The sequence below is a fragment of the Mesorhizobium onobrychidis genome (genome assembly GCF_024707545.1).
Taxonomy (GTDB): Bacteria; Pseudomonadota; Alphaproteobacteria; order Rhizobiales; family Rhizobiaceae; genus Mesorhizobium; species Mesorhizobium onobrychidis.
In genome coordinates this window covers 5,679,236-5,694,407 of the sequence record NZ_CP062229.1, presented here as the reverse complement: position 1 = coordinate 5,694,407, position 15,172 = coordinate 5,679,236, and the positions used below count along the sequence as shown (strand labels likewise).

The 15,172-nt window shown below is 60.9% G+C and carries 11 protein-coding genes and 2 pseudogenes; 12 read left to right on the top strand and 1 reads right to left on the bottom strand.

Annotated features, from left to right (window positions below):
- Nucleotides 1-109: 109 nt before the first annotated feature.
- Nucleotides 110-1,702 carry an arylsulfatase gene (locus tag IHQ72_RS28220; RefSeq protein ID WP_258123951.1) on the bottom strand — a complete coding sequence of 531 codons (1,593 nt, stop codon included), beginning with the start codon at nt 1,700-1,702 and terminating at the stop codon, nt 110-112.
- A gap of 411 nt (nt 1,703-2,113) precedes the next feature.
- On the opposite strand from IHQ72_RS28220, the gene IHQ72_RS28215 reads away from it, so the two are divergent.
- The 12 genes and pseudogenes from IHQ72_RS28215 (at nt 2,114) to IHQ72_RS28160 (ending at nt 14,762) form a co-directional block, all read left to right on the top strand.
- Nucleotides 2,114-3,931 (top strand): sensor histidine kinase, encoded by a 1,818-nt coding sequence (locus tag IHQ72_RS28215; protein ID WP_258123950.1) that lies wholly within the window; start codon nt 2,114-2,116, stop codon nt 3,929-3,931.
- A 2-nt stretch (nt 3,932-3,933) separates the two neighbouring features.
- On the top strand, nt 3,934-4,605 hold the full coding sequence (locus IHQ72_RS28210) for a response regulator transcription factor (protein WP_258118711.1): 672 nt from the start codon (nt 3,934-3,936) through the stop codon (nt 4,603-4,605).
- 31 nt (nt 4,606-4,636) lie between these two features.
- On the top strand, nt 4,637-5,047 hold the full coding sequence (locus IHQ72_RS28205) for a response regulator transcription factor (RefSeq protein ID WP_258118710.1): 411 nt from the start codon (nt 4,637-4,639) through the stop codon (nt 5,045-5,047).
- A 29-nt stretch (nt 5,048-5,076) separates the two neighbouring features.
- Nucleotides 5,077-5,885, top strand: a pseudogene (locus IHQ72_RS28200) (transporter).
- A 51-nt stretch (nt 5,886-5,936) separates the two neighbouring features.
- Entirely contained in the window at nt 5,937-7,277 is a 1,341-nt protein-coding gene (locus IHQ72_RS28195; protein WP_258118709.1) for a DUF3300 domain-containing protein, read from the top strand.
- 20 nt (nt 7,278-7,297) lie between these two features.
- The gene (locus IHQ72_RS28190) at nt 7,298-8,284 is read left to right on the top strand and encodes a DUF2950 domain-containing protein (RefSeq protein ID WP_258118708.1); all 987 of its coding nucleotides are present in this window, start codon (nt 7,298-7,300) and stop codon (nt 8,282-8,284) included.
- A gap of 393 nt (nt 8,285-8,677) precedes the next feature.
- Nucleotides 8,678-9,351 (top strand): annotated as a pseudogene (locus tag IHQ72_RS28185) (DUF2092 domain-containing protein).
- Nucleotides 9,348-9,557, top strand: a complete 210-nt coding sequence (locus IHQ72_RS28180) for a hypothetical protein (protein ID WP_077377871.1) — start codon at nt 9,348-9,350, stop codon at nt 9,555-9,557. The pseudogene IHQ72_RS28185 and the gene IHQ72_RS28180 overlap by 4 nt, the downstream one beginning before the upstream one ends.
- A gap of 647 nt (nt 9,558-10,204) precedes the next feature.
- Nucleotides 10,205-10,816: a hypothetical protein gene (locus IHQ72_RS28175; RefSeq protein ID WP_258118706.1), complete on the top strand. Its 612-nt coding sequence runs from the start codon at nt 10,205-10,207 to the stop codon at nt 10,814-10,816.
- On the top strand, nt 10,813-12,747 hold the full coding sequence (locus tag IHQ72_RS28170) for a DUF3604 domain-containing protein (protein WP_258118704.1): 1,935 nt from the start codon (nt 10,813-10,815) through the stop codon (nt 12,745-12,747). The genes IHQ72_RS28175 and IHQ72_RS28170 overlap by 4 nt, the downstream gene beginning before the upstream one ends.
- 117 nt (nt 12,748-12,864) lie before the next feature.
- Nucleotides 12,865-13,743 (top strand): peptidylprolyl isomerase, encoded by an 879-nt coding sequence (locus tag IHQ72_RS28165; RefSeq protein WP_258118703.1) that lies wholly within the window; start codon nt 12,865-12,867, stop codon nt 13,741-13,743.
- Nucleotides 13,744-13,841: 98 nt separating this feature from the next.
- Nucleotides 13,842-14,762: a HupE/UreJ family protein gene (locus tag IHQ72_RS28160; protein ID WP_258118702.1), complete on the top strand. Its 921-nt coding sequence runs from the start codon at nt 13,842-13,844 to the stop codon at nt 14,760-14,762.
- The last annotated feature ends 410 nt before the right edge of the window (nt 14,763-15,172 follow it).

Below are 15,172 nucleotides of genomic sequence, written 5' to 3'. Positions count from 1 at the left end.
GGGTGATATTGTCCTTTGGGGAAGATGATCGCGGTGGCGAGCGTTGGGCGCGCAGCCAGGCTGACGCGCGACCGGACGCCCCTCGAAGTGGGGCGTCCGGCATGGCGGGTCAGTCGTGACCTGTCTTCATGCTCCGGACCTGCGCCATCACTTGCTCCAGATTGTAGCTTGCAGGGTCCTGGAGCGGCGGGAAGGCGATGTAGGTCTCGAGATGCTTCAGCCACAACTGCTGGCCGATGGGCAGGATGTTCCAGTCATAGACGTAGGCGGTGGACGGTGACGCGATGGAGCCGCCCATACCGGTGATTGTCTTGATCTGCTGTCCGACCGAAGTTTCGAACGGATCGCGCTTGATGTTGACGACCTGGGTCCAGGCAAAGGGCATTACACCGGCAATGAAGCCAGCCGGATCGTCTGATACCATCGCGAAATACATCTTCCAGTTCTTGTAGCGGACCGCCGACGGCTCCTTGCCGGAATAGTACAAGAAAGTGTCGCGCGCGGATGGCGACTTCCCTTCCAGGAAGTCCCGCTGATCGATGCCGTCGAGAGTGGTCTTGACGACATTCGGATATTTGCCCGTTTCGATCTCCTTCTTCAACCCATCACCCTTCGGGCCGCCTGCGATGTTCACGAGCGTCGGCAGCCAGTCGAGCGCCGAGAAGATGTCGTTCTTGACCGTGCCGGGCTCGATGTGCCCAGGCCAGCGCACGACCAGCGGGGCACGCATGCCGCCTTCCCAAGTGCTGAGCTTGCCGCCCTTGAACGGGGTGGTGCCGCCATCCGGGAAGGTGATCGTCTCTGCTCCGTTGTCGGTGGTGAAGACGACGATGGTGTTGTCGAGCTGGCCCATGTCTTCCAGCTTCTTGAGGACGACGCCGATGTTGTCGTCCATCTGCTTCATGCCGGCTTCGTTCATGCCCCAGTCCTTGCCGCCGGGCTCGCCGATCATATTCAGATATTTGTCAGGCAACACCGTCGTGATGTGCATGCGCGCCGGGTTGTACCAGACGAAGAACGGCTTGTTGGTCTGCTTGGGGTCGTTACGGTCGAGGAAGTCGACGACCTTGGCAGAGATTTCCTCGTCAATGGTCTTTGACCGCTCCAGCGTCAGCGGACCCTCGTCCTTGCAGGATTGATTTGCCGGGGATCCGTCGGAGGATGTGCACGCGAGCATTGGACGCGGTGGCGTCAGGCAGGTCGTTGTCTTGGGATCGACCGCGCCCGGAACCTCAGCCAGGCCTGGGATCGGTGTATTCATGCAAGGTGGCGCGATCCCCTGCTCGGTCGGGCTCTTGTTGATGTCGGGGAAGCTCACCCCCTGCATGGCGTCGAGGTGATAGAGGTAGCCCCAAAATTCCTGGAACCCGTGTGCCGTCGGCAGGGATTCGGTGGTATCTCCGAGATGGTTCTTGCCGAACTCGCCTGTCGAGTAGCCGAGATCATTCAGGAACCTGGCGAGGTGAGGCGTGCCGGCCCGCAGGTAGGACGGGCTTCCGGGAATTTCCGGCAGGACCATGCCGACGCGCACCGGCTGCATGCCGGTGATAAAGGCGGTCCGCCCGGCAGTGCAGCTCTGCTCGGCATAGTAGGTCATGAATTTCGCACCTTCCTGGCCGATGCGATCGATGTTGGGCGTTTCGCCGACCATCAGGCCCTGATGATAGATGCTGGGCTGCATCCAGCCGATATCATCGCCCATGATGAACAGGATGTTGGGCTTTTGCGCATCCTGGGCCTGTGCCGGCGCATGCGCGCCCCAAAGGACCGTCGCAGCAGTCAGTATCCCAATGCTGTAAGTAAGAATTTTAGAACTCATGTCAGCTCCTCCTGCTGGGCGAAATAAAATCGCCAATCGCTCGAATTGGAACGATTCTGCGCCTGTGCGCCGGCCTTTAATCAGACGGAGCGCGCAAGCTGACGCCACGGTAGCCCCGACGATGCGATGGTGATATTGTCCTTTGGGGAAGTTGTTCAGGTGCAGATGCGGTAACGCTGCCCGATCTACTTCCCGGCTAAGAACTTGGGCTACGAGGGGACATTCATCATGCTTCGCGATCCGCCTGTTCGGTCGCGCCGACGCGTGCAGAACGCGGTCGGGTTCCTTGCCGTTATGTTGGTCGCCATTTTCCTGGCTTGCGGCTTTGCGACCGCTGAAATCGTCGGTCGGTCCCCGCGCGTGCTCATCCTCCATCCGTATGACGAGTGGCTGCCCGCGAGTGCGATTGCCGGAGATAACGCCAGGGAGCGACTGCAGGAGGCGACGGCCGGCAAAATCGATCTGTTCTCGGAATATCTGGACCTATCGAGGTTTCCCGAGCCTGCTCACATCGACCGCATGGCACGGTACATGGCCGAGAAATACTTCGATCATCGCCCGGACGTCGTGATCGCGCTCGGAGAATCGGCAACCCGTTTCATCGTCAGTAACCGTGAGGCGATCGCGCCCGACGCAAAGATCGTGTTCTGCGGCTTCGGGCGCGACAGTGGTTCGAAACTCAACCTGCCGGCCGGTGTCGTCGGGGCTTTCAGCGAATTCGACATTGCCAAGACGCTTGAACTGGCCCGCGCCCTCCAGCCCGACGCCGAAAATCTTTTCATCATTGGCGGTTCGGCAGCTTTCGATCGCACTTGGCTTGACAGTGCTAGAACCGACCTCGCGGCCGCTTCAAAAGATTACGCAACCACCTACCTGGAAGATTATTCGATCAATGAATTCGTGGAGCGTGCCTCCCACTTCCCACCGGACAGTATTGTCCTGTTCCTCACCATTCTTGCCGATAGTACAGGCCGCAACTTCCTGCCCAAAGACGCTTTAGGAATAGTGGCGGCGAAGGCTAGTGCGCCGATTTATGGCCCTTATGACACTTATATTGGTCAAGGTGTCGTCGGCGGAAACTCGGTAACCTTCGAGTCCTTGGGAAACGCGGTCGCCGGCTTGGCTTTGGATGCACTCGCGGGAAAGCCGATCACAGACATCGAAGTGCCGCAAACATTCTTTGCCGACGCAAGGCAGCTAAAGCGATGGGGCCTGTCGGAAAGCGCGCTTCCTGCAGAGACCGCGTTGAGTTTCAGAGAACCTACGCTTTGGGAGCAGCATGGCGATTTGGTCGCGGGAGCCATTGCCCTGGTCGCCTTACAGGCCCTGATCATCACTGGGCTGCTCTTCGAGCGACGCCGGCGTTTCGCCGCCGAAGGTGAATCCAGGCTGCGTCTCCTTGAGCTGGTCCACATGAATCAGTCCGCAACCGCAGGCGCATTGTCGGCATCGATAGCCCACGAACTGAACCAGCCGCTCGGCGCCATTCTCAGCAACGCTGAGGCGGCGGAGGCCATCCTGAAGGGAAAGACCCCGGACCTGAATATCATCCAGCAAATTTTGGCTGATATCAAAGATGATGACCAGCGAGCCGGGAACATCATTCTGCGCCTTCGCGGCCTGCTCAAGAAAAGGAATGCGATCGACTGGCAGGAGTTCGACCTCAATGAGGTCGTCGACAGCTCCATCAATATCCTGCACGCTGAGGCGGAAAAGCGGCGCGTCGTTGTCAGCGCCGAAAAACCGGGCCATCGACTACCGGTCAGGGCCGACAGGGTTCATCTTCAGCAAGTCATTCTGAACCTGGCAACCAATGCGATGGACGCCATGACTGATGCCTCTACCATCGATCGCAAGCTGACGTTTCACGCCGCGCTGCATGATGACGCGAAGGTGGAGCTGTCGATTTCCGACACCGGGCACGGCATTCCGAAAAACCGCCTCGACAGTGTATTCGATGCGTTCTACACGACCAAATCCACCGGCACCGGGCTTGGGCTCTCAATCGCACGTGCCATTGTCGAAACCTACGGCGGAAAGATCTGGGCGGACAATCGTGCCGGCGGCGGCGCGGTATTCCGGTTTGTCCTGCCGCTTGCCGAAGCTGCCTGACCATGGAACCGACTGTCCACATCATCGACGACGACAGATCGTTTCGCACGGCGCTAGGCCGTCTCGTTGAAACCTATGGTTTTGGTGCGAGCTGCTACGAATCGGGTGAGGAATTTCTCGCACGTCTGCCTAAATCTGAAACCGGCTGCATCCTGCTGGACCTGCGTATGCCTGGGCTCAGCGGCCCGGAGTTGCAGGAAAGGCTTGCGCAAACCGTCCCGCTGCTGCCCATCGTCTTTCTGACCGGTCAAGGCACGATTTCGGCCGGCGTTCAGGCGATGAAAGGCGGCGCTGCCGATTTTCTGGAAAAACCCGTTTCGTCGAAAACCTTACGAGATGTGATTGATCGTGCGCTCGCCCACAATGAAAAGCGGCGCGCCGGTCACGACCTGCTTCAGGCGCTGCAGGCCAAAGTATCAGATCTCACGCCGCGCGAAATCCAGGTTTTCGATCTCGTCGTTCGCGGCAAGCGAAACAAGCAGGTTGCGTACGACCTGAACACCTCCGAGCGCACGATCAAGGCGCATCGGCACAGCGTCATGGAAAAGTTGGGCGTTACGTCCCTCGCCGAGATGGTATCGATCGCGGAGAGGCTGGGGGCCGTTCGGGCAGCGCAAACAGGCTCAAATCCAACATTCGGTCCTTCCCCAAAGGCCAATATCCAGCGACATTAACTCGGCTCACAATCTCTCCGTTGGTACTCGCATGCGTCGCCCCTTCGAGGAGCCGAATTTGGAAAGCCCGCCACGAACAGTGGCTGTCGTGGAAGACGATCCGAGCATGCGGAGAAGCATCGAACGGTTGTTAAACGCGCACGGTCACCAAACGCATGGATACGCGTCGGCGGAGACGTTTCTTGAATCCGATTTTGCCGGCACGATCGGCTGCCTGGTGCTCGACATTCACCTCGCCAACATGTCCGGAATCCAGCTGCGGCGCTGGCTTCGCGATTTCGGCTCTAGCTTGCCGATTATCTTCATCACCGCCGTTGACGACGAAGCGCTTGAAGCGGAGGCGCGCGACGCGGGCTGCGTGGCCTTTCTTTGCAAGCCTTTCGCAGCCACTTTTTTGCTGTCTGCTATCGATGACGCCTTGTTGGGATTGTCTAACGAATAAGTGACTTCGCGCTGCCGGGAGGCGCTTGCATGAAAGCAATCCAAACCATTCCTACGGGTATCGCCTTTGCCGTCGTATCTGTCTTTTGCGATTTCGCTGCAGCCCAGGACGACAGCCAGGAACTCGCCAAGAAGCTTTCCAATCCGATCGCGTCGCTGATCAGCGTACCGTTGCAGTTCAACTATGACAGCGGCTTCGGCCCTAACGACGGCGAGCGCGCCTATCTCAACATCCAGCCGGTTATCCCCGTCTCGCTTAACGACGACTGGAACATGATTTCGCGCACCATCCTGCCTGTCATCTGGCAGAACGACATCGCCGGACCTTCGGGCGAGCAATCCGGCCTTGGCGATATCACCCAAAGCCTGTTCTTCTCGCCCAAGAACCCGGGGCCATCGGGCATCATCTGGGGCGTAGGTCCGGTGTTCCTCGTTCCGACCGCGACCGAGGATCTGCTAGGCGGCGGCAAATGGGGCGCCGGTCCGACCGCCGTCGTCCTCAAGCAGATCGACGGCTGGACGTTCGGCGCGCTGGGGAACCACATCTGGTCCTTTGCCGGCGAGGGCGACCGGGCGGATATCAGCTCCACCTTCCTGCAGCCCTTCGTCTCCTACACGACTGCCGACGTGTGGACGTTCGGCGTCAACACGGAAAGCACATACAATTGGGAAACCGAGGACTGGTCGGTTCCAGTGAACTTCACCGTGGCTAAGCTTACCAAGTTTGGCCATCAGCCAGTGAGCTTCACCGCCGGGTGCGCTATTGGGCCGAAAGCCCCGACAGCGGCCCCGACGGGTTTGGATTCCGCGGCGCGGTGACGTTCCTATTTCCAAAATAGCCGCCCGGCACAAAGGCCTGCCGGGACGACGACAAGCAGGGAGGATAGAGCATGACGGGCAATAATATGTTGAAGATCGGCGCTGCGGCGCTGGCGCTGCTGCTTGCCGGGTTTGGCTCGGCGCATCCTGTCTTTGCACAAGAACAGGTCGCGGCGGCTGACGCATCCGGCGATGCGGCGGCCTCGCCGGAGCCGTTGAGCGCGGACGAGATGGAGGTGCTTGTGGCGCGCATCGCGCTCTATCCGGACGAGCTGATCGCGGTGATCACGGCTGCTGCACTCTATCCGCTGCAGATCGTCGAGGCGGCGCGCTTCCTCGACCGGTACGAGAAGGACAAGAGTTTGAAGCCGAAAGAGAGCTGGGACGGCTCCGTGGTGTCGCTGCTCAACTATCCGGACATCGTCAAGATGATGAGCGACGACCTCGAATGGACACAGGAGCTCGGCGACGCCATTGCCTACCAGCAGAAGGACGTGCTGGTTGCCATCCAGCAGCTGCGCGACGAGGCGGTCGCCAAGGGCGTCATCAAGACCGACGACAAGATCCAGGTGGTCAAGGAGAACGACAACGTCATCATCAAGTCGGCAAGCCCTGACGTGATCTACGTTCCGCAATATCCGCCGCAGATGTTTTATGAGCCGGATTACGTGTGGGAACCGATCCGCTATTATCCCGATCCCTATCCCTATTACTGGTATCCCGGAGCGACCTTCTTCGCCGGGGCGGTGACGGGCGCCATCTGGGCCGCCGCCGTCGACTGGGATGATTGGGGCGTGTGGGGTGGAGGCTGGAACGGCAACGACATCGATATCGACTGCAACAATTGCTTCAACAACCGCGACTTCAACGGCAATATCAACATCAACGACGTCGACTGGAAGAATGTCGATCGCAGCAAGATCAAGATCGACCGCGATCAGTTCAACAAGTTCGACCAGACCAACATCAAGAACCGGATCGAGAAGAATGGCGACAACGCCATCCGCGACCGCGCCCGCGACATCAAGAAGAACGACAAACTTGCCAACAGGGTGCCGGGCAAGACGGCTGCAACGAGAGACATCCGCAAGAGCACGCTCGACGGGCTGAAGGCGAAGCCAGCCAACGTCACCCGCCCCGCCAAGCCCGCCAACATGCAGAAACCTGCGGCCAAGCCTACCGCCAATCGCCCGGCGGCGAAGCCGGCCAAGGTGAACCGCCCGGCTGGCAAGCCGAAACCCGCAGCCAAGGTCGACAACCGGCCGAAGAAACCGTCGGGGCTTGGCAACGTCAATCGCGGCAAGGCGACCAAGGTCAGCTCCAACCGCGGCCACCAATCGATGGGTGGCGGCCAGCGCGGCGGTGGCGGCCACAAGCAGATCAAGCGCGGCGGCGGCGGACGCCAGCGTTAACGGAACGGGAGGACAGGATTATGACACAGATGTTCAGCACCACCCGTCACACGGGAGTTTTGCATAAGATCCTTCTCCGCTCTGTCTGCGCCGTGGCGCTTGCAGTGGGCATCGCTGTCTCGCAGCCAGCCGCCGCACAGGATGCGCCGGAGGCGCCGGAGATCACCGCCTTTGCGGCCGCCGCCGAGCCGCCCGTCTTCGACACGCCGGAAGCGGCTGTCGAGGCGTTCAAGAAGGCGCTGGACGACGCCGGCAACGGTGCGGTTGCGGCACTGCTCGGCCTCGATGCGGAAAAGCTGAAGGCCGACGAGAACTCGGACGAGACGCTGGCGGCGATCAAGGAGGGTGTGGCCAAGCAGCTTGTCCTCGATGGCGAGGGCGACCGCCGCACGCTGCAGATCGGCGACAAGCTGTGGCCGCTGCCTTTTCCGATCGTCAAGGGCGAGGACGGCAAGTGGGCTTTCGACACCTATGCCGGGCTCGAAGAGATCGTGAACCGGTATGTCGGCGAGAACGAGCTCAGCGCGATCGAGACGATGCGCGCCTATGTTGACGCGCAGGAGGACTATGCATCGCAGGACCGCGACGAGGATGGCGTGGAGGAATTCGCGCAGAAACTGATAAGCTCGGAAGGCGCGACCGACGGGCTCTACTGGCCGACCGACGACATCAACGGCGAGAGTCCGGCCGGTGACGCCGTTAGTGAGGCCGAGCTCGAGGACGCGGCCAAGGGCGAAGGCTATTTCGGCTACAAGTACAAGATCCTGACCGGCCAGGGCGACCAGATCGCCGGCGGCGCCTACGACTACATCATCAACGGCAATATGATCGCCGGCTTCGGCCTCATCGCCTGGCCAGCCAAATATGGCGAGTCAGGCGTGAAAACCTTCGCCGTCAACCAGCACGGCGTCGTCTACGAGACCGATCTCGGGCCAGCAACGGACGCCATCGTGACATACATCGAACGCTTCAATCCGGACGATACCTGGCAGGTCGTGGCCGACTGAGAGAAAAGCGTTCTAGTTGTCTGCGGACAATATCGTCGACGCGCGCGACTCTGGGCGGCGGCGGTCTCCGCCTCGGCGCTGCATCGCGCGGCAAGGATAAGCCCGTTCGCAAGACGTCGACTTCTTGATTGGCTCGCTGAGAAAGCCGGCCTCACGATCCCAGACTGACCGTAATTCTTCGAGTAGGATACAGTTAGTTACGTTGCGCACGGAGCGGCAATGCCGCAACGTCACCTCGGCGCAACAAGCCGGAAGGTGACTGGCATGAAAACCAACAGACGATCTTTTATAGGTCAATTATTGGTCGGAAGCTTTGCGGCACCTGTTGTGGCGCTGGTTCTGGCGATTGGCCTGGGAGCGCCCGCAAGGGCCGACGAGGCTGCGGCCAAGAGCATGCTCAAGGCGATGTCGGATTATCTGACCGCGCAGACGACCATATCGTTCCGATACGACACCAATCTCGAGATCGTCACCAAGGATCACCAGAAGCTGCTGCTGGCGAGTTCGGGCATGGTGGATCTCAGCCGGCCCGACAAGTTCCGCGGCAGCCGCCACGGCGGGTTTGCCAACGTCGAAATGGTGTTTGACGGCAAGACGCTGACGCTGCTGGGCAAGGACGCCAATCTCTATACGCAGGTCGATGTCCCCGGCACACTCGATCATCTGGTCGACGAGCTGCGGAACAAATACAAGAGGCCAGTCCCCGGCGCCGATCTTCTGCTGTCGAACGTCTACGACGAGTTGATGCGCGACGTCACCGACGTCAAGGATCTCGGCAGCGGCGTGATCGGCGGCACGGAGTGCGATCACCTGGCGTTTCGGAAAAAGGAAGTCGATTGGCAGATATGGATCGCGCAAGGTGAGCATCCCTATCCCTGCCGTTATGTCATCACGTCCAACGCAGTCGACCGGGGTCCGCAATACAGCATTCAGATCAGCGACTGGAAAACCGGCGCTGATGTTGCCGCGGACGATTTCGCCTTCAAGGCGCCAAGAAGGTCGATCTGAAGGAACTTGTCGACTTCGATGAACTGCCCACACATCTTTCGCCAGGAGCCGCCAAATGACCGTGTCGAGAAAACTGAGAATCGTCGTGCTCGCCGGAGCCGTTGGACTGTTCGGGCTTGAAGCCTCGCAGCAGCTAGCGCTTCCCGGCTTTAGCAGCCTTGTCTCCAGCGCCGAGGCCAGGGTCGGGCGTCCCCTGACGCCGGTCAGTGTCGCCGGGGTGGCGCGGCGCACGGTACGGCGCTGCGCGGCCGGTGTGTACTGTTGAGTTCGCGGCGAGCATTGATAGCGGTGCCGGTTGTTTGGTTACTTGCGGCAGCAGGTGTCATCGAGGCCGCCATGGGTGTGGCCCTGATCGTCGTTCCGAGCACGGTCGCCGTGTTGTTGCTCGGCGACGGTCTGACCGGTACGGGCTGACAGTTGCCCGCGTCACCGGCGTCGCGCTGCTCGCTCTGGCAGTAAGCAGTTGGATGGGCCGGCAGGATCAGGGAAGGAGCTCACCGCTGGCGGGAATGCTGACCTACAACGTCCTTGCCGCCATCTATCTCGCCTATCTCGGGATGGAAGGTGCCCAGGTCGGAAAACTATTGTGGCCGACGGTTGTTCCCCATACCGCGCTAGGCCCTGCTTTTTGTTCACGCCTGGTTTTCGTTCCGACCTGGATCACCGCGGAAATTCTGAGGGTGTGGCCCATGAGATCCCTGCCTGGCCACCCCCAATGAATTCCGCCTGTAGGATACAGTTAATTACGTTCCGTGCCGCCGAACAATGCGCGAGCCTCACCAAGGGCAGGCAAAGCCCTCGCAGCGGCCAGCCCGGCTGGACGATGCGACCTTCCTATTGGGTGGGAGCACTATGAGAGTTCTAGCGTTGAGAAACTCCGGCGTTGTCTGGCTAACCCTGATGGCGGGGGTGATGGCCCCCTCTGCGGAAGCAGTCGCGTGCGGCTATGACAGCCCGCAGTCGGTTTCGCGCGGCGTTTTGAACTGGGCCTATCCGGATTCGCTTCATGTCATCGGTGCCATATCGCGGGAGGTCGCGGCGCGGCGGCTGCCCTTGGCGAATTTCAATCGGGCCGGAGCAGATTTGTTCGGGCAGCGATTTCGCGCGACCCAGACGGCGCTCACCGGGTTCGCCGAATTGCTCCGCGCCGCGTCATCCGAGCCATCGCAGCCAGCCTTTTCTCTTGTCCTTGTCGAGCCGGTGCTTTGGACCCGCTTCGAGCCGAGCGCCGATGGTTTGCATGCCAAGGTCCATGTTGCCTCCGCCGAACCGGGCGATCTGGTTCTGGTAACCGGCGAGGCTGTCATCAGCGAGATCGCGCTCGGCCGGCTGGCTGTTAGCGAGGCCGGCGAGCGCGGCCTCATTCGCTTCTACGGGTCCGAGAAGCAGAAGTCGGACTTCATCGGCACCTATCGACACGTCGGAGGCCAACCTATTGCCAAGTTGGGCGCGAGCCATGCGGCGATGCCGCCTGCCGCCCAGCTCATCACTGACGCAGTTCAACCTTCAGGAGGGAATCCATGACCAAGACATTGCTGTACGGGACGGCACTAGCAAGCCTGATGGGCTTCGTGCTTCCGGCGATTGCGCAGGACGCCGGGGCCCTGGACAAGGGAAAGGCCGACGCCGCGCACCAGCACCCGCCGGCCTACTCGCCATACGCGGAGCGCGACTTCCCGACGCGCCCATTCTTCGGCGACACGCATCTGCACACCGCGTTTTCCATGGACGCAGGCGCATTCGGCGCCAAGCTGACACCGCGGGACGCTTACCGCTTCGCCAGGGGCGAGGAGGTTACCTCGTCCACCGGCCAGCCGGTGAAGCTTTCCCGCCCGCTCGACTTTCTCGTGGTCGCCGATCACTCCGACAATATGGGCTTCTTCCCGGATCTGTTCGCCGGCAAGCCTGAGATGCTGGCTGACCCTACCGGCAAGAAATGGTACGACATGATACAGTCCGGCAAAGGCGCGGATGCGGCGATCGAGATCATCGTCGCCTTCTCGCACGGGACGTTCCCGAAGGATATCATGTATTTCCCGGGCACGCCCGCCTACAAGGGCGCGTGGCAGGAAACGATCGCCGCCGCGGAGGACTACAACAATCCCGGGCTGTTCACCGCCTTCATCGGTTACGAGTGGACGTCGAATACCGGCGGCAACAATCTGCACCGCAATGTCATCTTCCGCGACAATGGCGACAAGGCGAGCCAGGTCGAGCCGTTCACCGTCTATCCGCCCTACGGCAGCGACAATCCGGTCGATTTGTGGAAATGGATGGGCGCTTATGAACAGAAGACTGGCGGCGATGTGCTCGCGATCGCGCATAACGGCAATCTCAGCAGCGGCCTGATGTTCCCCACCGTCGAGCAGTTCGGCAAGCCCGTGGACCGCGAATATGTCGAGCAGCGGGCGAAATGGGAGCGGCTCTACGAGACCTCGCAGACCAAGGGTACCGGCGAGTCGCATCCGTTCCTGTCGCCGAACGACGAATTCGCCACTTTCGAGATCTGGGACAAGGGCAATCTCGACGGCAGCGTTGCCAAGACCAAGGACATGCTCGAGTTCGAGTATGCCCGCTCGGCCCTCAAGAACGGACTGAAGCTCGAGCGCGAGCTCGGCACCAACCCCTACAAGTTCGGCCTCATCAGCAGCAGCGATGCGCACACCGGCCTCACCGCCATGGAGGAGGACAATTTCTTCGGCAAGACCACACCGCAGGAGCCGAGCCCGGAACGCATCGGCGCAACCTTTGTCAACAATGCCCAGACCGGCGTGAAAATCATGGACTGGGAGGTCGGCGCCTCCGGCTACGCAGCCGTCTGGGCCAAGGACAACACCCGCGCATCGATCTGGGATGCCATGCAGCGCAAGGAAACTTACGCCACCACCGGCCCGCGCATGCTGGTACGGTTCTTCGGCGGTTGGGAGTTTGAAAGCAAGGATGCGCAAAATCGACTGCCGGGGCAGATCGGCTACAACAAGGGCGTGCCGATGGGCGGCGATCTTCGCCAGGCGCCTGAAGGCAAGAAACCGACCTTCCTGGTCGCCGCCTTGAAAGATCCGCTTGGCGCCAACCTCGACCGCTACCAGATCGTCAAGGGCTGGCTGGAGGCGGACGGCAAACTGAACGAGAAGGTCTATGACGTGGCTTGGTCCGGCGACCGGAAGCCCGACGCGGGTACCGGCAAGCTGCCATCGGTCGGCGACACTGTGGATGCCGCGAACGCCGGCTGGACCAATACGATCGGCTCCCCGGAGCTCAGCGCGGTGTGGGAGGACCCGGATTTCGACGCGAGCCAGCCGGCCTTCTACTATGGACGGGTGATCGAGATCCCGACCCCGCGCTGGACCGCCTACGACGTCAAGCGGTTCGGCGTAAAGGCCCTGCCAGGCACGGCGATGACCATCACCGAACGGGCCTACACCTCGCCGATTTGGTACACGCCAGGCACTTGAGGAAGGAAGCGACGCATCAAGACAAGGTAGACGCCCAGAGGCGTCTGCCTACCGCTCGCCACTCGCCAAGGCGGCACCAACTCATCGACACCGCCTAGCTAGCAAGGACGCCGCCCAATGAAACTTTTTCATGAACCCTTGCTGCATTTTGTCGTGGCGGGCACCGTGCTGTTCGCTGCCTTTGCATGGCTTGGCGACAGCGAAGAGCAGACGAAAAGCATCGAGCCGGTGCGTGTCGGCGACGGCGAGCTGAAGTGGCTCACCGAAACTTTCAAGGGCCAGTGGCAGCGTCCCCCGGACGGCCAGGAGCTGCAAGCCTTGATTACTGAGCTGATAAAAGAGGAACTATTCGCTCGCGAGGCGCGGGAAATGGGTCTCGAAGAGCACGACACGATTGTCAGGCGCCGGCTGGCCCAGAAACTGGAGTTCCTGCTCAAGGACACTGCCAAGGTCGTCGAGCCGACGGTAGCCGATCTTAGAAAATACTATGAAGCCAATCTCGACCTGTTCCGCGTCGCAAGCAAGGCAAGTTTCCGACAGGTCTATTTCAATCCGGACGGCCGCAAGGACGCCGCCGCCGATGCGGCCGATATGCTCGAACGGCTCCAGGCCGGCGATGCCGGCGACGTGGCGGAATTAGGCGACAGATTTCTGCTCGGCACCGAGTTCAAGAACCTCGGCGAACAGGAGGCGACCGGGATGCTCGGCGAGGAGCTTTCGCGCGAGATCTACGCCGCGAGAACGGGAAGCTGGGCCGGCCCGTTCAAGTCCGGCTATGGCTACCACCTGATCAATGTCTCCGAGCGGAACGAACAGGGTTCGCGTCCTTTCGAAGAGGCGCGTGAGGCCGTGTCAGCCGAATGGCTCAGAGATCGCCAGGACGAAGTCAGCCGCGACTACATTGCACGGCTGCGCGAGAAATACGGTGTCGTCTATGGTGACGAGGTGGCGAAGCTGCTTTCTCCTGGCCCGAAAGCCGATGTGGCGTCGCGATGAGCCCGGTCCGTTTCCTAGCCTTACTCCTGCGGTTCGGGCGCGCTGCATTGCTTTTGGTTGCGGCATGCGTTGGGGCCTCCCCGGCCCTGACACACGAGATGCGCCCGGCGTTTCTAGAGCTTCGAGAGGAAAACCCGGGTGAGTTCAGCGTAACCTTCAAGACACCGATGCAGGGCGATTTCAGGCTCGCGCTTTCGCCGCGCTTTTCTGGCGCGGTCGAGAATCTGACGCCGGTGGTGTCGCGCGCGACGGGCGACGCCATGGTTCAGACGTGGCGGATTGCAGCGATCGAACCGCTCGCCGGCCAGAAAGTGAGCATCGAGGGCCTATCGCAGACCATGACCGACGCGCTGGTGCGCATCGAGTTCGCCGATGGCGGCACATGGGTCGAGCGGCTCACCCCTAGCGCGCCCGACATGGCGATCCCCGCGACGCAGAACCCTTGGGAGGTGGCCGCGACCTATTTTCGCCACGGCATCGAGCACATCGCCTCCGGCATCGACCACCTCCTGTTCGTCGCCGCGCTGATGTTGATCGTGCGCGGCTGGCGACGGATAGTCGAGACGATCACCGCGTTCACCGTCGCCCATTCGATCACGCTGACTCTCGCCACCATCGGTTGGATCACTTTGCCGTCGGCGCCGGTGGAGGCAATGATCGCCCTCAGCATCCTGCTTGTCGCGACCGAAATCGTTAGGATGGAGCGCGGGCAGTCGAGCCTGACCATCCAATGGCCTTGGGTCGTCGCCTTCGCTTTCGGCCTGCTGCACGGCTTCGGCTTCGCTGGCGCCCTGGTTGATCTTGGGCTGCCGCGCGGCGATATTCCGCTCGCTTTGCTGTCGTTCAATATCGGCGTTGAAATCGGGCAGCTCCTATTCATCGCGGCGATCCTGCTCGCCGTTCATTCGATACGGCGCATCATCACGATACCGCGGCGGGCTATCGTCGCTTCGGCCTATGTGATCGGAACCGTCGCGGCGTTCTGGAGCATCGAGCGGCTGGACACGATGTTTCTATGAGGGAGGCATGAACACAAGCGTGATCTGTCGAGGCGGCAGCGGTCTTCTGCGAGTCGATGCCGGGTCTGCGCGTCAATATTCAAGGCATTTCGGTTGCGCGCTTTTGGCGGGAGCGTTGCTGCGTCCCACTGCGAGCGCATCGCGAGGAAGCTTTATGACCTTCACAAAAGTTAAAACACGAGCTGCAAGAGTATTTTCTACTGTCGGCGTATCTGTACGTCTGTTTCGTGGCACTCGTTCTTTATAAGGCAACAATTCTGGGTGGAGCTGGGGTTAGGAAGCGCTGTTTGCAATCGGCGCCAGTCGGTTCTCTGTTCTCTGCGGGGCAGTTCTGCCTGATGCTATGCCGTCCCTGATAAACACCACGCTGTTTGCGCTTGAAAAGGCAGTGCGCTCGTCCGTTGTTCTCG

What these genes read in the sequence shown, in the direction of transcription:
- IHQ72_RS28220 (WP_258123951.1), bottom strand. Translation starts at nt 1,702, where the DNA reads ATGGGCGATGATATCGGCTGGATGCAGCCCAGCATCTATCATCAGGGC.
- IHQ72_RS28215 (WP_258123950.1), top strand. Translation starts at nt 2,114, where the DNA reads ATGTTGGTCGCCATTTTCCTGGCTTGCGGCTTTGCGACCGCTGAAATC.
- IHQ72_RS28210 (WP_258118711.1), top strand. Translation starts at nt 3,934, where the DNA reads ATGGAACCGACTGTCCACATCATCGACGACGACAGATCGTTTCGCACG.
- IHQ72_RS28205 (WP_258118710.1), top strand. Translation starts at nt 4,637, where the DNA reads ATGCGTCGCCCCTTCGAGGAGCCGAATTTGGAAAGCCCGCCACGAACA.
- IHQ72_RS28195 (WP_258118709.1), top strand. Translation starts at nt 5,937, where the DNA reads ATGACGGGCAATAATATGTTGAAGATCGGCGCTGCGGCGCTGGCGCTG.
- IHQ72_RS28190 (WP_258118708.1), top strand. Translation starts at nt 7,298, where the DNA reads ATGACACAGATGTTCAGCACCACCCGTCACACGGGAGTTTTGCATAAG.
- IHQ72_RS28180 (WP_077377871.1), top strand. Translation starts at nt 9,348, where the DNA reads ATGACCGTGTCGAGAAAACTGAGAATCGTCGTGCTCGCCGGAGCCGTT.
- IHQ72_RS28175 (WP_258118706.1), top strand. Translation starts at nt 10,205, where the DNA reads ATGGCCCCCTCTGCGGAAGCAGTCGCGTGCGGCTATGACAGCCCGCAG.
- IHQ72_RS28170 (WP_258118704.1), top strand. Translation starts at nt 10,813, where the DNA reads ATGACCAAGACATTGCTGTACGGGACGGCACTAGCAAGCCTGATGGGC.
- IHQ72_RS28165 (WP_258118703.1), top strand. Translation starts at nt 12,865, where the DNA reads ATGAAACTTTTTCATGAACCCTTGCTGCATTTTGTCGTGGCGGGCACC.
- IHQ72_RS28160 (WP_258118702.1), top strand. Translation starts at nt 13,842, where the DNA reads ATGCGCCCGGCGTTTCTAGAGCTTCGAGAGGAAAACCCGGGTGAGTTC.